Origin of the sequence: Lelliottia sp. 489 (assembly GCF_050435885.1) — a bacterium.
Classification (GTDB): Bacteria; Pseudomonadota; Gammaproteobacteria; order Enterobacterales; family Enterobacteriaceae; genus Enterobacter; species Enterobacter nimipressuralis.
The window spans coordinates 1,151,656-1,172,950 of the sequence record NZ_JBNDLC010000001.1 but is presented as its reverse complement, the minus strand read 5'-3'; the positions used below and the strand labels follow the sequence as shown (position 1 = coordinate 1,172,950).

The window sequence follows — 21,295 nt, the reverse complement described above, 5'->3', positions numbered from 1 at the left end:
CCTTGAACGGTTTTATTCGGCGAAGGCGGATACCATTAGATACGTAAAGAGTCCTACGGCTGCGCTGGACACAATGGCCAGCACAATAAACAACGCGAGGCGAATCAGGCTATATCCAAACATCATTCCTCCCAGGATCTCAACGCCGGTAAGCCAGTGCGGCTCATGCAGCGTCAGTCGCGGATGTTTAAGCAAAGCATAGCCTGTGAAGCGGGAAAAGGTTAAACAGCGCCTAAAATTGGCAGGCAGATGAAATTGCTACCTTTGAATGAGATATGCGAAAGAACTCAACGTTAATTTATTATTTTTCATGAGATTAGTCAGTCGTCAGAAAATACCGAGTGTCCTGTGCTACGTTTAATAGCATCCCGTTCATTTCTTTGTACCCGGTTGTGGTGCTTATTCCCCTGTGTGTCATGACCCGTAGCGTTATTCATTACATATTCTATTGGTAATTAAAGGATGCTCACTATGTACAGAAATATTCTGGTCCCGGTCGATGTCTATGAAATCGGGCTGGCCGATAAGGCGCTGGCTCACGCACAGTTTCTCGCCGAGGCGGCTTCCGCTGATATCCATTTACTGCATGTGATTCCAAAATTCTCGCCGGAACTGACGCGCGGGTTTATTTCCGACGCGCGAAAGATGGACGACTATATGATTAATAACGCAAAAGAAAAACTCACTGCTCTGGCGCAGAAAACCGCTTTCGCAGCCGATCGGCTCCATTTTCACGTGCGCAGCGGCAACGTGCGCGATGAGGTGACGAAGCTCGCCGACGAGCTGATGGCAGAGGTGATCATTATCGGTTCGCGCAACCCGAATATTCAGACCCATTTGCTCGGCTCGGATGCGGCCAATATTGTTCGCTATGCCCACGTGCCGGTTTTTGTCGTGCGCTGAGAACGAAAGTGACAGTGTGCGTTTTTCGTTGCAGGACTTGAGGACGGAAGAATGAATACAGAAAAACCGGTCCAGCCCTTTTACCGGCTCTCCGTAGAAGAAACCCTGGCACAAACAAACAGTACCCCAGATGGCATCAGCGGGGCGGACGCGACGGCGCGCCTGTCGCAGTACGGTGAAAATGCCCTGCCGCAGAAACCCGGCAAACCCGCCTGGCTGCGCTTTTTAGCGCACTTTAAAGATGTCCTGATCTATGTCCTGCTGGCGGCAGCGCTGCTGACCGCCGTAATGGGGCATTGGGTTGATACGCTGGTGATTCTGGGCGTGGCGGTAATCAACGCCCTCATCGGCCACATTCAGGAAAGTAATGCGGAAAAATCCCTGCAGAGCATTCGCAATATGCTCTCCAGCGAAGCGGTGGTGGTTCGTCACGGCAATCATGAAACGGTCCCGACCACTGCACTGGTGCCGGGGGATATCGTGGTGATCCGCGCGGGCGATCGAATTCCTGCCGATTTAAGGCTGCTTGAAGCGCACAACCTGCGGGTGGAGGAGGCGATTCTGACGGGGGAGTCTACCGTCGTGGAAAAAAGCACCGAGAGGCTGGAAGGGGAGCTGCCGCTGGGGGATCGCACCAATCTGCTGTTCTCCGGGACCACGGTCAGCGCCGGTGGCGGCAAAGGCATTGTGGTGGCGACGGGCGGCGACACGGAGCTGGGTCATATCAACCAGATGATGGCGGATATTGAACAGCACCGCACGCCGCTGCTGGTGCAGATGGATAAGCTCGGCAAAGCCATTTTCATTATTATCCTGGTAATGATGGCGGCGCTGTTCGTCTTCAGCCTGCTGTTCCGCGATATGCCGGTTTCCGAGCTGATGCTATCGCTCATCAGCCTGGCGGTGGCGTCGGTCCCGGAAGGTCTGCCTGCGATTATCTCGATTATTCTCTCCCTGGGTGTACAGACCATGGCGCGGCAGAAAGCGATTATCCGCAAACTGCCGACGGTCGAAACCCTGGGGGCGATGACGGTAATCTGCTCAGATAAAACCGGCACCCTGACCATGAATGAGATGACGGTGAAAGCGGTGATCACGGCGGAGAAAATCTATCGTGTCGAAGGTGATAGCTATGAGCCGGTGGGGAATATTCACCCGATTGACGACCCGACACCGGTGGTGGTGACTCACGGCTCGCTGCTTGAGCGCTATCTGCGCACGATCGATCTCTGCAATGACAGCCAGCTGATGAAAGACGAACAGGGGCTGTGGAAAATTACCGGTGGCCCTACAGAAGGGGCGCTGAAGGTGCTCGCCGCCAAAGTGCCGCTGCCGCCTTTGCAGACTGAGCTGCGCAGCAAAATCCCGTTTGATTCCCAGTATAAATACATGTCGACCCTCCATCGCATCGGCGATGAAGAGATGATCCTGATTACCGGTGCGCCGGACGTGCTGTTCAGGCTGTGCCAGCATCAGCAGACGGAAAGCGGGCTGCAACCGCTGAATCAACCTTACTGGGAAGCGCAGATTGAAGAGTATGCGCGGGAAGGTTTACGTATGGTGGCGGCAGCCTGGAAGCCGGCAGGTGTTGATCAAACGACGCTGGACCATCCGGATTTGCAGCAGGGGGTGATTCTGCTCGGTATTGCCGGAATGATGGACCCGCCGCGTCCGGAAGCCATTACCGCTATTGGCGAATGCCTTCAGGCGGGCATTCGCGTGAAAATGATTACCGGCGACCACCCGCAAACGGCAATGAGCATCGGCAAAATGCTGGGAATTGGCAATGCCGGGAACGCGATTACCGGACGTGAGCTGGAGGTCATGGATGACCAGCAGTTGAGCGAAGCGGCGCAGAGCTATGATATTTTTGCCCGTACCAGCCCGGAGGATAAATTCCGCCTGGTGCAGGCGCTGCAAAGTAAGAAAGAGGTGGTCGGGATGACCGGCGATGGGGTTAACGATGCGCCTGCGCTGAAACAGGCTGACGTCGGTATCGCCATGGGTATCAAAGGGACGGAGGTGACCAAAGAAGCGGCGGATATGGTGCTCACGGATGATAACTTCGCCACCATCGCCAGCGCGGTTCGCGAAGGCCGTCGGGTTTACGATAACCTGAAAAAAACCATTCTCTTTATTATGCCCACCAACCTGGCGCAGGGCTTACTGATTATCATCGCTCTGCTTGCCGGGAACTTAATTCCGCTGACGCCGGTGCTGATCCTGTGGATGAACATGGCGACATCCGCCACGCTGTCGTTTGGCCTGGCGTTTGAGGCGGGGGAGCGGAATATCATGAAACGCCCACCGCGTAACCCGAACCTGCATGTCATGGACGGATTTGCTATCTGGCGCGTGGTGTTTGTCGGCTCGATGATCGCCGTGAGTGCCTTTGTGCTGGAAGCCTGGCTACAACCGCGCGGCTATTCACCGGAGTTTATTCGCACCGTCCTGTTGCAGACCCTGGTGACCGCCCAGTGGTTCTACATGCTGAACTGCCGTGTCTCCGACGGCTTCTCCCTGAGTAAAGGCCTGCTGGCCAATCGCGGGATCTGGATAGTCAGCGGGGTGCTGCTGGTACTTCAACTGCTGATTATCTACGCGCCGTTTATGCAGATGCTGTTCGGCACCGAGTCACTTCCGTTCCGCTATTGGGTCATTACCTTTATTATCGGCTTCGCGATGTTCCTGATTGTCGAAATTGAAAAACCGTTGACCCGTAGATGGCGGGTGGATGCGACGCAAGAGAATTAACAGTAATAAAAAGGCCTGTCATTATGCAGGCCTTTTATTTTCCAAAGTATGAGAAAGTCCCAACCGTGTGTTGGATAAATAAATTTGACCTTAAATATCTTCATTATATTTAAGGCATTTCAGGCGATCTCACTCACGACCAACTATAAGAATAGCGGGAGTTAACATGTGAGGTTTTATGAAGGCGTTCATTTTTACGGATTCCCAAAAATTACTCCTTGCGGGTGTGCTAGTTATTTCACTCCCTGACGGCTGGGCTGCCACTAATCTGCCGACCTCTTCTTCAACCCTGACCCTCCAAAATCTCTCCTCAACCGAAACGTCATTCATTCTGGCGGATACTGCAGCCGTCACCACTTCTCAGGGGAATGGTGTGAATGGTGACGGGTCGAGAAACTGGCAATTAACCATTCAGGGCGTGGTGGACGCGGCGGGCAGTGGCGTTAGTTTGTCATCGCTGGATGGGCAAACGACGATCAATAATCTCGGCGGCATTACCGGGCATGCCGGTGGTGCGAGTAATGGCGGAGTGGTGCTGTTAAACGGCGGAAAGCTGGTGAAAAACTCGGGTGCTACCGTTACGGGGAGCATTGGCTTTAACGCCGTCAATGGTCATTCGACACTGGATAATGCCGGGATAATCACCGGTACTGAAGGAACCGCGGTTCAGCTCAGCGGAGGTAGCAACAGCGTGACTCTGCGCTCAGGAACTACCCTCAACGGCAGTATGATGAGCAACAGTCCCGGCAATACGCTGAGGCTGGAGGGGATTGGACGGGTCACGGGCGATGTCGGGGGCACAACGGGGTTTAATGAAATCGCTGTGTCAGGGAAGCTCTGGGAGCTTGGCGGCAATGTGATGCTCAGCGGTAACACAGGATCGTCACTGGATATAGCGGCTGGCAGCGATCTCATCTTTCCAGGCATTCTTGATAGCCGTAACCGCAATAACTCCATGGTGAATATTGCGAAAGGCGGACAACTTGAGATTGGTGTGGGAAGCACAAGCGGGAATGTTTTGATTCCCGTTGTTAACAACGGAAAGCTGACGTTTTACCGCTCAGATACGGTACTGAAACTGACGACGCCGGTATCCGGTAGCGGTGAAATCATGTTTAAAGGCACCGGAGTCAATGGTCAGTCTTCCTACGACATCAGCCTCCCCGTGGATGGTTTTGTCGGTACTGTCACCGTCGGTAATGGTGCGCGGCTGCACCTCAATCCCACGACATTTGCCCCTAAGGCCCTTTTTGCCGTCAATGACGGCGGTACGCTCTGGCTTGGCAGCGGGGCTGATTATGGAGCGCCCGTAACGCTTAAGGGATTAGGCTGGAAAGAGATCTCCGGCATTCAGTACGGCGCGTTGAGAATGGACAGCAACCCTGTGCTGTCCGGCACTGTGCTGTTGACGGGCGATGCCCGCATGACCGCGATTTTTAGTGATTACAGCGGCACTATCTCAGGTGTGATCACCGACAACGGCAAGGGGTATCAGCTCGAAAAATACGGGGAAGGGCTGATCACACTCTCTGGTGACAATACCTGGACTGGCGGCATGTTGCTCACGGGCGGAACATTAGCAGTCAGCAAAGACAGTAATCTTGGCGCTGACAGCGGTACGCTTGTCTTCAACGGCGGTACCTTGTCGATGACAGATAGCTTTGCCAGTCAGCGCGCGCTGAGGGTGAATTCCGCAGGAGGGACCACCATCGCTACAGGCACCAATACCTTTGCAGGGGGGATTAGCGGCATCGGTCCGTTAACCATCAGCAGTGGAAAACTGGTTCTGGCGGGCAATGATACACGCATGGGGACCACGACGATTGCCAGCGGTGCCCAGCTGCAAATAGGCTCCAATGACATTGCCAACGCCGGTCAGGGAACCTTAAGCGGTAAGGTAACTAATAACGGCACGCTGACGTTCAATCGCACCGGAAGTTCGACCTCAACCGCTGTTCTGTCAGGCTCAGGCGCGCTAATTAAGGAGCAGACTGGGCTTGTGAATCTTACCGGCGCGGGGGCGAGCCAGGGAAGTGTGACGGTCAATGGCGGCACGCTGATGTTCTCCCCGCAGGGGGCGTTCACTGTCAGCAATAATCTTATCACCGCCGCCGGAGGAAAAACGTCGGTGGGGGCCAGTAGCCAGCTCAATATAGGCGGGACGCTCATCCAGCAGGCGGGCTCGGCGTTTGAAGTGGCGGTGAATGCGCAACAACCTGCCGCCGTCGCACCAACGCTCGCGCTGGCAGGAGCCCTGAACGTACTTGGCGCGCCGGTTTCCGCCAGTTCTATTACCAGTAAAAATATCAACATTCTGCACAGTACTCATGCAGGCGGGATTTCCGGGGATTTCAGCTCCCTGAGCTTCACAAATCCCGCCGATTATCTGTACGTCACCGGCAGTAAGTTAAATGGCAATCAGGATTACAATCTGACGTTTGGTATGACCTGGTTTGCAGATCCGTCGCGAGGTAACGGGGCTTTTACTCTGCTGGACCCGACAGAGACCTTCAATGTTGACGTGCTGCTGCCCGATCGCACAGGACCGTTTACCAGCGGATGGGACGGACAAAGCCTGACCAAAGCTGGCCAGGGCACTTTAATCCTTTCTGAACAGAACAGTTATACCGGCAACACGCGTATTAATGGCGGTACTGTGCAAACCAACGTGGAGAATGCTTTTGCCCGTTCATCAGCGGTTTCTGTGGCTGCTGGCGCTACCCTTAATCTCAACGATTTTTCCCAGTCAGCCAATAATTTGTCGGGTGCTGGCGCGGTCAAACTGGGCAGTGCGACGCTGACGGCGAACAATTCACAGGACACCCTTTTTTCAGGCGCGATAACGGGCAGTGGAAAGCTGGTGAAAGAGGGGGGGAACGCGCTGACCCTGTCAGGGACAAATACCTTTAGTGGTGGTGCCAGCATTAACGCAGGCACCATGACCGCCCTCACGGGCGCGGCGCTCGGCAGCGGAACCATCACCAATAATTCTAATATGACGCTAGCTTTTGACGGGAATAGTTCGGTTGTCAATCTGCTGGTCGGGAACGGGACGCTGAATAAAGAGGGCAACGGAGGTGCCGTGCTTTTGCAAACGGGCTCTACCGCAGGCGAAGTGAATGTTAACGCGGGCGGGCTCGATCTGGGGTCGCATGTGACGATGAATGTCACCGGCGATTACACTATCGCCCCCAATGCGATTACTCGCGTAGCGAAAGAAAGCACTTTACTCGTCGGAGATGAATTTAATGTGGGTGGACGGCTTTCAGTTATGGCGGGTGGTCACGAACCGGTGGTTACGGCCAACACGGCTGTGCTGGGGACATCGTCAACCCTGAATGTGGCGGGGATGAATGTGGCTGATGGGCCTGGGTTTACGGACTATGTGAAAACATTCCAGGTCATTAGCACCTCAGCGCCGGGCAATATGAGCGGTGATTTTTCTGCTGTCCACCTTGGGGGCGCGACATCACCTGTCGACTATGCCAGCGTAGCTAGGCTACAAAGGCCTGCTGGATCGGAACTATTATGTCGATGTTCGTCTCAACTGGTATGCGCAGCAGTCCAGCACGCCTGAGATAGCCAACGGGGTATTTACCCTCACTCAGGCGGTGGAAAGTTTTGATCTGGTGAGAACCCTAATTAACCAAAATCCTAATCCGGTGACGGGCTGGGACGGCAAAACGCTGACCAAAGCCGGGCTCGGCACGTTAACGCTGAGTCATCATAACCTTTATACCGGCGATACCCTTATCCAGGGCGGCACCTTGCAGACCGGCATCGACAATGCTTTCGCTGAAAGCCGCGCGGTTCATATTGCAAGTGGTGCGCTGTTGGCACTGGATGGTTTTGATCAGCGCATCAATAACCTGTCTGGCAGCGGGGACGTGGCACTCGGTAGCGCAATGCTGACGCTAAACAACACGGCAGATACCCTGTTTGCAGGTACCCTCAGCGGCGAGGGCAGTCTGACCAAAACCGGAAGTGAAACGCTGATTTTCACTGGCGATCAGCGCTATACCGGGGTAACAACCATCAGCGAAGGCACGCTACAGCTGGGGGCGGGGGGCGAAACGGGAAGTGTCGTAGGTGATATTGTCGATAATGCGAGCCTGGTTTTTGACCATTCGCAGGATCTGGCATTTAACAAAACAATCAGCGGTACAGGGAACGTCAGCCAGAACGGTGATGGCGCCCTCCAGTTCCTGGCGAACCAGACCTGGACGGGAACCACAACTATCAGCTCCGGAAGCCTGATTCTGGGCACCCCGTCATCGCCAGTAAGTTTAGCCACGCGTCAGGTGAACATCACCTCGGGTGCACTGATGGGAGGCTATGGCAGTGTCGCCGGGAGCGTACTGAATCAGGGAACCCTTGCGGTGGCCGATGCGGTGGCGCGTTTCACGAACGCACCGGCTGGCAGCCTGCTAATTGGCGGGGATTTAGTGAACAGCGGAAACATGGTTATGGCAAGCCCGGTGCCTGCCAGTACGCTGGTGGTGAACGGTAATTATACGGGCAACAATGGCCTGCTGACCCTTAGTACGACGCTTGGAGATGATAAATCTGCGACGGATAAACTGATTGTGCATGGAGACACGCGTGGTGATACACGGGTTAAAATCAATAACGCCGGAGGAAGTGGCGCTTCGACGATCAATGGCATCGAAATTATTCATGTTGATGGCGATTCTGCCGGGAAGTTTGCGCTCCTGGGCCGCGTAGCAGCAGGAGCGTACGACTATTTCCTGCAGCAGGGGTTGCCAAATCAGGCGAACGGCAACTGGTATTTACGTAACACACTTCCGACGCCACCGAATCCGCCGACACCTCCAGCATCGGTTCTCAGACCTGAGGCCGGAAGTTATCTTGCCAACCGACGTATCGCCCAGGAGCTGTTTAATCAGCGTCTCGAGGATCGCACAGGACAGGCGGAGGATTCCTCTCTCTGGCTGCGTCAGACAGGATCGCATCAGGGCGAGTATGACAGCACCGGGCAGCTCAAAACCACCAGCAACAGCTATTTGATTCAGGGCGGCGGGGAGATCGCGCAGGGTCATTTTACCGCGAAAGATTATCTGGGTATTGGCGTCATGCTGGGCTATGGCAATGCCCACAGCAGCACCAATGCGAACCGCAGCGGCTATCGCGCGAAAGGCTCGGTAGATGGCTACAGCGGTGGGGTCTATGCCACCTGGTTTCAGGATGCCGAGACGCAAGAGGGAACTTATGTTGACAGCTGGGTGCAATATGGCCGGTTTAACGGGCAGGTCAAAGGCGACGATCTGGCTGCGGAAAATTATCATATTGACGGGCTTAGCGGCTCGCTCGAGACGGGCTATCGCCTTTATCTGAGAAAAGCGGAAACGACCAGTATTTATGTGACGCCACAGGCGCAGCTTATCTGGAATGGCCTTAACGCTGATGCGTTAACGGAAGATAACGGGACCAGGGTGGACTATCCCAGCGGCGACAGTCTTCAGAGCCGCATTGGTATTCGATTATCGCGTGAAGGCGTCTCCGGGCGCGACAAAGCCAGCGGGAAGCTTTTCACGATTTACGCAGAAACGAACTGGCTACATAACAGCAATGACCCTGCAGTTACCCTTGATAGTGAAAAAGTCACCCTGGCCGGTACGCGGGATAGCGGTGAGTTGAAACTGGGTATCGAGGGGAAACTGACGGCAGATCTTAATCTGTGGGGGAACGTGTCTCAGCAGATGGGGAACAGCGGCTACAGCGCCACATCCGGGGTTATGGGCGTGCGCTACCGTTTTTAACAGCCGAGCGCAGAAAAGCAAAAAGCCTGCTGTAAAAGCAGGCTTTTCAAATTTGGCTCCTCTGACTGGACTCGAACCAGTGACATACGGATTAACAGTCCGCCGTTCTACCGACTGAACTACAGAGGAATCGTGTGAACGGGGCGCATATTATCGACCCCAATAACGCTTGTCAAAGGGGAGATCGATCCCTTGTGATCGTTTGCTGACAAATTCAGCAAAGTGCTTTCTTTCCCAACAAAATGCACACTTCTGGTGCAGGCTTACCCCTTATGGGGCAGATCGTAAACCGCTGTTTCAGTAATAAAACGGTGCAGGGTGATTAGATTTCCTTATTTTCAGCCGCTTAGCGTACTCATCCGTCCTCTTTTAAAAACTGGCATCCATATTGCAAAAACTCTTTCAACAATGAGCGCCAGTACCGGCACTGTATTTTAACAGGGGGCAAAATGAACTTAAGACGACTGAAATACTTCGTAAAAATCGTCGATATCGGTAGCCTGACCCAGGCCGCGGAAGTGTTGCATATCGCGCAGCCTGCGCTGAGCCAGCAGGTGGCCACTCTGGAAGGTGAACTGGACCAGCAGCTGTTGATCCGCACCAAGCGTGGCGTGACGCCAACCGAAGCCGGTAAGATTCTCTACACCCATGCGCGCACTATTCTGCGCCAGTGCGAACAAGCGCAGCTGGCCGTATGTAACGTCGGACACACCCTGAGCGGACAGGTGTCGATTGGCCTTGCGCCAGGCACCGCCGCGTCTTCCATCACCATGCCGCTGCTGCAGGCCGTTCGCGCCGAGCTGCCGGAGGTGCTTGTCTATCTGCATGAAAACAGCGGGTCGGTTCTTAACGATAAACTGCTCAACGGTCAGCTCGACATGGCGGTCCTGTACGATCGCTCACCGATTGCGGGGATCACCAGCCAGCCGTTGCTGAAAGAAGATCTCTACCTGGTAGGGACGCGCGATTGTCCGGGCCAGAGCATTGATTTAACCGCTGTGGCAGAGATGAATCTGTTCCTGCCACGCGATTACAGCGCCGTGCGTCTGCGCGTTGATGAAGCTTTCTCTCTGCGTCGCCTGACGGCAAAAATCATCGGTGAGATCGACTCTATCTCGACGCTGACCGCCGCGATTGCCAGCGGAATGGGCGTCACAGTGCTGCCGGAATCCGCTGCGCGCTCTCTTTGCAGCGCCGCGAACGGCTGGATGGCGCGGATAACCACGCCATCCATGAGCCTGCCGCTGTCTCTGAATATGTCTGCTCGCGGCTCTCTGTCGCCGCAGGCGCAGGCGGTGAAAGAGATCCTGATGTCGCTGGTCAGCCGTCCATCGCTGGAGAATCGTGAACTGCAGCTAGTGAGCTGATATTCCATAAAGGAATAAGATGCTGGTTTTTATTATTTGTTCTGCAGGTCTGCTGACTCTAACAATAGGGCTATGTCAGATGCGCCGGAGTGAATCGTGAATTTCCAGCAACTTAAAATTATCCGTGAGGCGGCCAGGCGGGACTACAACCTGACCGAAGTCGCCAACATGCTTTACACCTCTCAGTCAGGCGTCAGCCGCCACATCCGCGAGCTGGAAGAAGAGCTGGGCATTGAGATTTTCATCCGTCGCGGCAAACGCCTGCTGGGGATGACGGAGCCAGGTAAAGCGTTACTGACCATCGCTGAGCGCATTCTCAACGAAGCCAGCAACGTTCGACGCCTGGCAGATCTCTTTACTAACGACGCGTCCGGGGTGCTGACAATCGCCACCACCCATACGCAGGCGCGCTACAGTTTACCGCCGGTGATCAAGGCGTTCCGCGAGCTGTTTCCGGACGTCCGGCTGGAGCTGATTCAGGGCACACCGCAGGAGATCGAAGTGCTGCTGCAAAACGGCGGGGCGGATATCGGTATTGCCAGTGAACGCCTGAGTAACGATCCACTGCTGGTGGCGTTCCCCTGGTTCCGCTGGCATCACAGCCTGCTATTGCCCGTCGACCATCCACTTCATCAGGTTTTGCCCCTCACGCTCGAAGACATTGTCAAATGGCCGCTGATTACCTATCGGCAGGGCATTACCGGCCGTTCGCGTATCGACGAAGCCTTTAATCGCAAAGGGCTGACGCCGGATATCGTGCTGAGTGCACAGGATTCGGATGTGATCAAAACCTATGTAGAGCTGGGGCTTGGCATCGGTCTGGTGGCGGAACAGTCTGGCGGCGAGCGCGAGCTGGGAGATTTGGTGCGCCTGGATACCCGCCATCTGTTTGATGCCAACACCGTCTGGCTGGGACTTAAACGCGGACAGCTGCAACGCAACTATGTCTGGCGCTTTATCGAGCTGTGCAATGCCGGGCTGTCGGTGGATGAAATTAAGCGCCAGGTAATGGAAACGGAAGAAGTGGCGATTGATTATCAGATTTGAGGGTGGAATGCGGAAAAGCAAAAAGCCTGCTGTAAAAGCAGGCTTTTCAAATTTGGCTCCTCTGACTGGGATCGCCTTTGCCAGTAACTGGCTAATTATTAAGCTAAATCAGAAATCCCCTTCTGTCAAGACCACCAGAGTGACCACCAATGACACAGGTGACATAAAACTAGTTTGAGTTCCCCACTCTGAATGTGGTGAATCGCCAAGGATTATCTATTCATCATTACTGCTCTCAAACTCAATAACAACGGAGGGGGCATCAAGTAACCCACCTAATCTGACCCCATTAGTAGGGATTACGTTGGCACAATTAACAGGATCAATTATGAGCCTGATTTCATCCGACTGACCTGTTTCAAGTCCTGACACAAGAGCCAGAATAAAGTTGCTTCCACGTTCCTTAGCGCGTAAGTACTCATTGTTAGACATCTCTATCTGGTTCTGGGGACCACGGCCAGTGGCTTTCATTTCGATAAACTGTTTCCAGTCAATAACGGCATCGGCACCCACACCATGATTGCGTCTGAAATCAATAATCCTCTGATCGTCGGTTGTGTCCAGAGCTTGGGAAAGTAGCTCCCAAGCTCTCTGCTCAAGATCTGCGTTGGTATAGGCAACCGGTGCGGGAACTGATGAACTTGGACCTCGTTGGGGCACTGGCGGGGTATTTTTCAGTCCTCGGGATCCTCCACGGGTGGCTGTAGATTTTGAGGGTGCAGCCTTGGTCTGCAGCGAAGCTCCGACCATAGCACCTACCGATGGCTTCAGTGTTCTTGGCTTCGCTCCAACTGATCGGCTCTTCGGTGGAGTAACGTTAATTTTGTGTTTTACCGAACCGTTAATATTGGTGATTATATCTTCCATGGCTTCAGTACGAGCCTCGTCACTCGCAAGGCGGATTGCTTCTGCCGCTGAGTGACAGCTTTTTTGCCAAGCAAGAACCCATTCGCCATCAATTCGCCGACGTTCTTTTGCAGGAAACAGAGAAGCAATAAGCCATCCTCCAGAATCACGATTGCCGATTGCGTCATTATAAAAATGGAAGACTTCGGATTGGTTCAAACTCACGGCATTAAGAGCAACTTCAATAAATCCAGCAGGGAACTCTGAAGACAATGCACGCACTGTGATGGGGTGCTCGTAAATATAGAGCTGAGTATTCCTAAGAGTATCCCAGCTTATAACGAGTTTTTCACGTAATTCAGGGGTACTTCTGGCAAGCTCATTTGACAGGTGTTCAACAGCATGCCCAAAACGTAATCTTTCCTGGTCACCACGCTCTTTAGCGTAGGAATTATTACCGAGAATCTGAAGTTCAGGATTCAGTTCTTTTACTCTAAGTGCTTTAACCAGTCTAGGGAAATCCTGTATATCACAAGGCGGTATCCAGCAATGAAGGGTAGGAAGCCTCTTACTTAATTGCTGCCGAAGCTCTGGATTGTCCACGTAGTGAATTGGGCGTTGAGTTACCCAGCCAGTCGAGCAGAACAGTGGTAGTACCCGTAACTTATCTTTATGGTAGCGCTCTGCATGCTCCAGCAATTTCTCCATGTAACGATAAACATCCATAAGCTGAGATTCTATTCTTGAATCATACTGTTCACGAGTCAGTTCCCGACAGCATTGGATACAGTCATCAATGCCTGGTTCGGGGATATTCAGTGTACGCCAAAGGTTTTGGCAATTTGACGACGAGCCTCCAGGCACAAAAAGTCGCTGGCCATGGAAAATATCTAGCCCTCTAAGTAATTCGTTTGGTTTAGCCCATCCTTTTGAGGGCACATAAACGAGTCCTTTTCCCTCTAGAAAGCGACTCCTGAGCTCCTGGATAGTGAGTTCGCCCACTTTCGATGAAAAATATGACTCGGAAGAAGGACAGCGTTTTGCAATTGCACGGTAAATCGACTGTGTTTGAGTCTGATCTACCATTCTCGGGCTGTCACGTAAGGCCTTAAGTTGAGTTAGTAGGTCACTGATTCTGACATCAGTAATGATGCCTAATGCGGTTAAAAAATCGAGATCAATATCCTTGGCATTTACCCCGCAGATGAAGGTCTGGTAAAGCGTTTGAGTCTCTGGGGTCTTCAACACAGCAATATTAGAAAAAACAGTTTCTCCTTTACCGACCGCAACCCAATCGACACTTCTTAGTGTATTCAGCCACGCAGCTGTGACATTTCCCTTTTTATAAAAGTACTTAATCGCTTTGTGAAGGGAGGGGACCATTGAGACATGGGCATACAGGCGATGCCAGTTTTTGGAAAGGGTATGGACCAGCGCAGGACTTCGCTGTTTCGCGTGCTGCTTAGTGGCTTCCTTGATATTTTGAATGACATGCTCAAGATCTGGTGATTCATAGTCGTAATCAACCAGCTCAGCTCCATGTTCCCTGAGTTCTTTTTTACGGAGCTCTGTTCCCCAATAGAGGTTTTCATTCACTTTCTCTATACGAGGTGATGATTCAACCCCAAGCAGGAATAGAAACTTTCTGGCTCCCCGAGATTGTGTTCCATCCTCGCGTTTGCGTTTTGCTCCTTTGGTGATGTTAGTTTTCAAAATGGCTTCATATTTGGCTCCAACCCATTGAATACCATCTGTTTTCCCGGCGGCATCAGGCCACGTTGAGTTTTCACCATCTAGGGTTTTACACAGATAGCTTTCTGAGAGGCGCACTTTTTGTCGGAGCATCCGAACACCATCATAGACATATCCATCCAGTTTGAGAATAGTGCCAATTTTAGTCCCTATAACCTTTGCTTCGGTGTCCCGTAGATAATCAAATTTGTCCCGAAGTAAGCGGAGCTCATCTTCAGATATTTCAATGCTGCTTTTTTCGAATTTCTCTGCAAAGGCATTCAGTTCGATAGCTGTGTCGGTTTGGCTGACAAAAGCGGCGTGGTTATCCAGCCATGCAATGACTGGTTCGCCAGTACTCTTATCAGCATAATCTGAATGCAGTCGTTCCATCAGCCCCCAGTGTAAAGAAAAATCAGAAGGGCTGTTCAAAACCAGAGGGATTGAAGTTTGCGCTTTCGGTTTGCAGGAAACTGGTTCATTAAGATGAGAAAGCAGGAAGGGACGTTCAAATAATTCGGTATTTTCATGATTCTCAACAAGGCATGCCCCTGCATTGACCCACCATGCCGCAGGTTTAAAATTGAATATCCGGTTTTCCATGGCATCAAGTAATTCACCTGTATCGACAAGTCTTGACACATTGAGTTCATCCATAACACTACGCCAGCGATCCTGGCTATCCCGGGTACTTCTATGTAAAGCATGCAAACCTTTATGAATGAGTTCGACATCCTCTTCGGTCAGAAAACCAGTTAGTATGTCTTCTTCGTAACTGAGATCAGAAAAAGGATAATTACCTAAAGGTAGTTGTATCAGGGCATGCTGAGATAACCATGTTCTGGTTGTTTTTAGCGCGGCTAAAAAACGCTTGTTAAGAATTGAGCTACGGCCTGGATCTACGCCCTCAATAGAGAGTGGAATGAGATTCCATGCCGTTTTGGGGCTGGTAATTAGCATCCCAGCGGCTATATTTCCAACGACTTCTGCAGTTCGATCTATTAACCATCGATTCCAGTCATTTTCTATAATGGACTCACGTGACGTACTAGGATCGAATTGTGCATCTAATGAAAAAGGGAGCGTTGAGGGAATATCGGTACGAAAGCCAATGAAGATTCCTGAGTTAACCGGCTGTGACGAAATGGCGATTGAAATATCTGTTTCTTCACTACGTGTTTTATGAGCTGGGTGTAAATGTTCAGGAACGGCTACCGATGCTCGCCAGACAGTCCAGTCATCTTCTTTACTTTTAGCGTATCGATATTGCAGCTTTCTGATTCCCGGGTGTTGCAGCTCATAACCAGTATCCTTCCAGCTTGAAAAATCCAGCGAGCGTTCGCTTTTTATACTGCCATCCAGTTCACACCATTTTAATTGGCTTACCGAACTTAGAAACAGTAATCCTTCATGGCGCCATGAATCAAACCATTCAATGAGCTCAGCATCATCAAAGGCTGAATTAAGATCTGCGACAATCAGCGTATGGTGTCCCGGGTCATAAAAACCAGGAAGAGCTGGTTCAGGTGGCAAGCGGTTAAAATCTAGTTGATTACATGAAAAATGGTAAGGCGCAGAGTGTACGGAAATTGAGTCGGCAATGCGCAAAAGAGTTTTCATCCCGATCCCAAATCGGCCACGTTGGTCTATTCTATTGGTCTTGGAAGTTTGGTAAGGAAGAACCATCCCAAGAACGTTGAGGCAGGTTACTGGAGTGCCATTGTGGACAAGCAGTAGCTGTTTACCTGCTTCAGTTGATCTTAGTCCAAACCATACCTTAGTCGCCCTTACATCATCTGCGTTCTGAATAATTTCGATGATACCCTGGAAGGTTGCCACCGCTAGATCTTCTGCGCTTGCAGCCGCACCCTTAACCATTTTTTTGAGTATACCGGCGGCGTTTTTAAGTTCGCCTGCAGCAGTGTCGATCATGGCATCTGCAAACTCGATGGTTCTGGGATCATGGATATGAACTGCTGCGGGATCATTATCAATGATAAGCCGGGCGGCATTTTGACCTTTAAGAGTATCTGAAATGTCTGGTGTATTACTGGTGTCTTGCGGAAGGGACATATAGAAAAAGGCTCGCTGAAATTGAAAACAAAGGCGGTTATCCTGCTAGTAGGCTAACCGCCATACCTGTTTTGTTAAGATGATGGGGCAGTTGTTCACTATCACTTCGCTCTATCCACATTGTACAGCACTTTTTTTGAGCAAGGGGCTCACCATGCCCCAGTTACGTAACCACGGGTTACAACCACGGAGGTGAAGGCGTCAGGAAAGAAGACTGGACATGTCATTGGTCGTTCCTGTGTATTGAGCTCCATGGCAAGTACTAGCGTGCAGACCCGGATCTGGAAGGCGGTCGGTAGGCGTCGGGATACAGAAGTATGGCGATAGCCAATCCTATTATGGATGAGCAAACAGCGAACTTAGAGCTGCGCGATCTGCAAAGCTGAGACGCAATGATTTATTTCGTCTATTATCCATTTGTATAAATGACTGCATTCGGCAAAAAGCGGTTAACTTGTGTTCACGACTGCTGGGTGATTCAATCGAAATATTGCTTTTACCTGGACTATTGAGAGCAGCATAAAGTGACAATAAATATTGCAGATGACCTGCCAATGACTTCTATTAGGAATAGCGCTGTAGTATTAGCAGGTTTTGCATGTGTTGTCTTGATTGGCTGAGCTGATGTCCGATTTCTGCAAATCTTCTCGCAATGCAAGGATGTCATGATGAGTATTACTAGCCTATCTGATGCAGGTGGGCCTGCGGCAAGGCAAGGCTTCAAGTATCAGGATCACGTAGCTGTTAGTTTCATCTTCAAGATGCTCCGAGACAGCAACTACTCTCAAGTGGAATGCGAGACAGCGGATGATATCGTGGCTGTATTCCAATGCGAGGGCCAGATTCTAAATGAATACATTCAGGTCAAAACAACCGAAAGTGATGGCAAATGGAACTTGAAAGAGATAACGGCGTTAGATGGCAGCAAGGCTAATTCTTCGCTTCTGCATAAATCGCTGAAATGCGATGTACGTCCAGGTATTGCCCGTTTCCGAATCGTGACCAAGCGCGACGTCGCAAAAATTCTTGAAGGATTCAAGAAAGAGATAGATAAGCGTGTTCTGCCTGACATAACCACGACCCGAGGTATGGCACTGTGCAAGACGTTTAAAACTTTTGTCTCACCTCAAAAAAGGAACTTTTTGTACTGGGCGGAAAACTTTGTCTGGCAGGTGTACGGTGATGTTGAGGCGTTGGAGGCCGTCAATATAAAGGCTTTGTCCCAGCTTGCGGAGGTGCTTGGAAATCGTCCCAACTTCACGCAACTAAAGGCAATTTACGAAGAATTTTTAGAGATTGCTGACAAAGCGGCCACGGCTAGCGTGAAGACAGCTGCAGCATCTAAGATCATCCTTCGAGATCCGACGCTGGCTTACCTCAGAAAATTATTAGACGAGGCTGATGACAAGTCAACAGCCACATCCAAACCATATAAAAAGCGTCCGGATCCGTTCTTGGTCGAGTTTCACGCCAACACTAAAGAGGGCTTATTGCACTCATTTTCTGGTTTTGACGTGCGCTATGCACTTAAGAAATGGCGGCACGAAAATTACGCAAAGCATCTCATCGAATGGCTACCTGAGTTTTCCCTAAAGGCCAGTGAAATCGTAAACATCCTCGCGCATAACGCCAAAGCGATCCTGGCTAGGTCAATCAGTACCTTCAGCGACAGTGAGCTTCCGCGCGATAGGCTCATTGCAGAACTAATTCTGCACTCCATCCTGCGCAGTCGCCAAGACAGCGAGCCCGTTGCGTGCAAAGTATTCTACAAATCTGCTGACAAGCTTTCAGAATTTGGCAATGCTCACATCGTTCAGATGCCTGATCAGGATGATCAGTTGTGGCTAGGTCTTGCCCGCTTGATCAAAGCAAATGATATGGATACAACCCTAGAGCAAATTCGCGAAATTCTTGACGAAACGATCTCAGAAACCGTGCTGTCGGCAGAGCGAGAAATCATTATTTCTTTACGCGAACCTTTACATCACCAGCCAAAAGCAGATTCCTTCAACCAAGCTCTGCATCGAAATTCTCCTGTCGATGACATGCTGAATATTCTCTGCTTCCCTATCTTGTTGACCTACGATAGTGCAGCGCTTTCGTCAGGCTGGCTCACTGATTACGTAGACAACCTCAAGATAGAGATCGAAACCCACTTCAGAACGTTCACCTCGGAACTGCCGGAGAACATCAAACAAGTGAAGGTGCACATCTTTTTGGTGCCTATGGAAAGCATTGAACATCTGACCAAGGCTTTCAACTCTTACTGCGAAAAGCTGGAAGAATTATAGGCATAACTGATACATGCTCTCCGGATTACGGAGCAGAAGGTATACGAGGATGAAGATATCCCGGGCAGGTCACTCTGCCGCAGATGTCTCAAGGAACAAAGCGGCTATGAATTACGAAAAAATCAAGAACATCCTGGCGAAACTGGGTGAAGAAAGCGCATCGACGGTCGATGTGCTTCTCGCCATCAACACCATTGTCAACAGAAGCAATTCAGAGTGGGAGGGCCGCGATTTGGTGATCCGAGCACTCGACAAATTTAAGCTTTTTGACTCTGTCGAACAGTCGCTCCTGCTAAACATGGTACGAGCTGTCGGACTATTCCCCTATATCACTCCTCACCTCAGCAGCATGGCGATTTCTGATCGCTTGGCTTATGAAGCTCACAGGGTCGAGGGAGTAGAACAGGGCATGGTGTTTCATCACCTGCAGGCTCATGTTTTCAGCTTGATCATGCAAGGCCGAAACGTTGTACTCAGTGCTTCTACAAGCGTCGGAAAAAGTCTAGTAATTGACGCTGTGCTGGCACAGAGACGATTCAAAAAGGTGGTGGTGATCGTTCCGACCATTGCGCTGATCGACGAAACCCGCCGTCGTCTGGTCAAACGCTTTAAGGACTTCAACCTGATTACGCATCCGAGCCAGGAATCTGTGAGCGAGACAACCAATGTCTACTTGCTCACCCAAGAGCGTGTCATCCAGCGTCCTGATCTTGCTGATGTGGAGTTCTTCGTCTTGGACGAGTTCTACAAAATCGATCTGGGGAATGCCACAGACGAAAGCACGCGCGCTGTTGACCTGAGCTTGGCCTTTCACAAGCTCGCAAAGACTGGTGCTCAGTTCTACATGCTCGGGCCTCACATTCAGAAGATCTCTGGTTTGGATGACTATGAGTACCACTTCATCCCATCCGACTACAGCACTGTCGCGGTCGACATCCAGAATTTCAATCTGGAGATGCGATCCGAAGAGCGAAAGGAAAAATTGCTCGAGTTGGTCACAACCCTAGACTCGCCTACCTTAATATACTGTCAGGCACCACCTAGTGCGAACAGGGTCGCAGAGTATTTGATTCAGGAAGCTGGGCTGACACCAGTACCAGAGACGCAGGAAATAGCAGCATGGATCTCTAAACACTACCACCCTGAATGGAACGTTGCTAAGGCAATATCTCTGGGTATCGGGATTCACCATGGCGGAGTGCCACGTGCATTGCAGCAGTACATCGTCAAGTTGTTCAACGAGGGCATCATCAAGCGAATCATCTGTACATCTACGATGATTGAAGGTGTCAACACATCGGCAGAGAACGTGATCATTTACGACCGCCGCCTGAAGAATTCAACGTTCGATTACTTCACCTACAAGAATATTTCCGGTCGCGCAGGCCGCATGAATAAGTACTTCATTGGAAAAGTCTTCATGCTCGAAGCGCCTCCCCTTGAGCAGGGCCTCACAGTCGAATACCCCATCGGCCATCAGGATGAAAACTCCCCAATGGGACTCCTCATGCAACTGGAGAACGAATACCTTACCGATATTTCACGTGGCCGGCTGCAAGATGCATACGCCAACCCGGTATTGTCGCCGACAACCCTGATAGAGAATCGGCACGTTCCGATTGAGCGGCAAATCGAGGTAGCAGAAGCGATCATTCGTGACTTACTGCTCAGCAGCAAGCTTCTGGACTGGAAAGGCATTCCTGAGCCGAACCAACTAAATTACTTATGTGAGCTGGTTTACATTCTGGAGGGCGGTAACCTTATGGATTATGGTATCTCGTCCAGCTCGCAATTGGTGTGGCACATCAATGAGCTCCGAACTCAGAAAAACCTGCCTGCTTACCTAAGAGACGCGGTGGAGAATCGACGACCGGAACACACATCCAGCGAAGCGATCAATCTGCGCCTGAAATTCATTAGAAACATGGTGTGTTTCCGATTGCCTCGGGACATCATGGCCGTAAATAAAATTCAGGCCGATGTGCTGGCGAAAGAAGGGAGCGAGCCGGGAGATTTCAGCTTCTTTGCTGAGCAGCTTGAAAATATGTTCCTCGACCCGCTACTTACTGCGTTGGACGAATACGGAATTCCCACTCAGATCTCGACTCAGATCAAGAACCTCATCTTGCCATCGGAACATCTGAACGATCTGCTGGCGAAACTTCGGACCCTAGCACCCAGAGTAGAGCACCTTCAACTGACTGGCTTTGAGAAAAGCTTAATGCGTTGGGCTGTGTCCGAAATGTAGCGAGTTTGGCTGTGTGCAGCACCTTAAATAGCTATATGAACGTACTTCCCAACCCCCTTTCACTGCTGCGGTCTAAGGGGCGCTACGCCCGCCTATGCTGTGTCAGTTTTTTCTCCGTGTGACTTCCGTTCTCGTATCAGCTTCCGGTTAATCGTTTCCCAACACAACCCATCCCGCAAGGGTAAATGGCACGCATTCTGCGCCCTTGCTGGCCGGAATGATGTCGGGAAAGCGAACCGTCAGGCGATACGAAGA

Annotated in this window: 10 protein-coding genes and 1 tRNA gene; 8 read left to right on the top strand and 3 right to left on the bottom strand. The window is 51.3% G+C overall.

Going from position 1 to position 21,295, the window contains the following annotated elements; all coding sequences use genetic code 11:
• Positions 1 to 12: 12 nt before the first annotated feature.
• Positions 13 to 195, bottom strand: a complete 183-nt coding sequence (locus tag ABIE11_RS05865; protein ID WP_429184114.1) for a hypothetical protein — start codon at positions 193 to 195, stop codon at positions 13 to 15.
• 276 nt (positions 196 to 471) lie between these two features.
• Between ABIE11_RS05865 and ABIE11_RS05860 the strand changes: the two genes are divergently transcribed.
• The 4 genes from ABIE11_RS05860 to ABIE11_RS05845 all read left to right on the top strand — a co-directional run bounded on the left by ABIE11_RS05860 (position 472) and on the right by ABIE11_RS05845 (position 9,437).
• A complete protein-coding gene (locus ABIE11_RS05860; protein WP_409255277.1) occupies positions 472 to 903 on the top strand; it encodes a universal stress protein in 432 nt (143 codons plus the stop codon).
• 51 nt (positions 904 to 954) lie between these two features.
• Positions 955 to 3,657 (top strand): cation-transporting P-type ATPase, encoded by a 2,703-nt coding sequence (locus tag ABIE11_RS05855; protein WP_429184113.1) that lies wholly within the window; start codon positions 955 to 957, stop codon positions 3,655 to 3,657.
• A gap of 178 nt (positions 3,658 to 3,835) precedes the next feature.
• Positions 3,836 to 7,234 (top strand): autotransporter-associated beta strand repeat-containing protein, encoded by a 3,399-nt coding sequence (locus ABIE11_RS05850; RefSeq protein WP_429184112.1) that lies wholly within the window; start codon positions 3,836 to 3,838, stop codon positions 7,232 to 7,234.
• A gap of 52 nt (positions 7,235 to 7,286) precedes the next feature.
• On the top strand, positions 7,287 to 9,437 hold the full coding sequence (locus ABIE11_RS05845; protein ID WP_429184111.1) for an autotransporter outer membrane beta-barrel domain-containing protein: 2,151 nt from the start codon (positions 7,287 to 7,289) through the stop codon (positions 9,435 to 9,437).
• A 53-nt stretch (positions 9,438 to 9,490) separates the two neighbouring features.
• On the opposite strand, the gene ABIE11_RS05840 is transcribed toward ABIE11_RS05845, so the two are convergent.
• A tRNA-Asn gene (locus ABIE11_RS05840) sits at positions 9,491 to 9,566 on the bottom strand.
• Positions 9,567 to 9,886: 320 nt separating this feature from the next.
• Here ABIE11_RS05840 and nac point away from each other — a divergent pair.
• Together nac and cbl are read left to right on the top strand one after the other, a co-directional pair.
• Positions 9,887 to 10,804 carry a nitrogen assimilation transcriptional regulator NAC gene (gene nac / locus ABIE11_RS05835; RefSeq protein ID WP_095282537.1) on the top strand — a complete coding sequence of 306 codons (918 nt, stop codon included), beginning with the start codon at positions 9,887 to 9,889 and terminating at the stop codon, positions 10,802 to 10,804.
• 96 nt (positions 10,805 to 10,900) lie between these two features.
• The gene (gene cbl / locus ABIE11_RS05830) at positions 10,901 to 11,851 is read left to right on the top strand and encodes an HTH-type transcriptional regulator Cbl (protein ID WP_429184110.1); all 951 of its coding nucleotides are present in this window, start codon (positions 10,901 to 10,903) and stop codon (positions 11,849 to 11,851) included.
• 216 nt (positions 11,852 to 12,067) lie between these two features.
• Here the strand turns inward: cbl and ABIE11_RS05825 are convergent, their stop codons facing one another.
• Positions 12,068 to 16,501, bottom strand: a complete 4,434-nt coding sequence (locus tag ABIE11_RS05825; protein WP_050887871.1) for a sacsin N-terminal ATP-binding-like domain-containing protein — start codon at positions 16,499 to 16,501, stop codon at positions 12,068 to 12,070.
• A 665-nt stretch (positions 16,502 to 17,166) separates the two neighbouring features.
• Here ABIE11_RS05825 and ABIE11_RS05820 point away from each other — a divergent pair.
• Entirely contained in the window at positions 17,167 to 18,792 is a 1,626-nt protein-coding gene (locus ABIE11_RS05820; protein ID WP_224375512.1) for a HamA C-terminal domain-containing protein, read from the top strand.
• A 106-nt stretch (positions 18,793 to 18,898) separates the two neighbouring features.
• Positions 18,899 to 21,040, top strand: coding sequence for a DEAD/DEAH box helicase (locus ABIE11_RS05815; RefSeq protein WP_116403509.1), 2,142 nt, complete (start codon positions 18,899 to 18,901; stop codon positions 21,038 to 21,040).
• Positions 21,041 to 21,295: the final 255 nt, after the last annotated feature.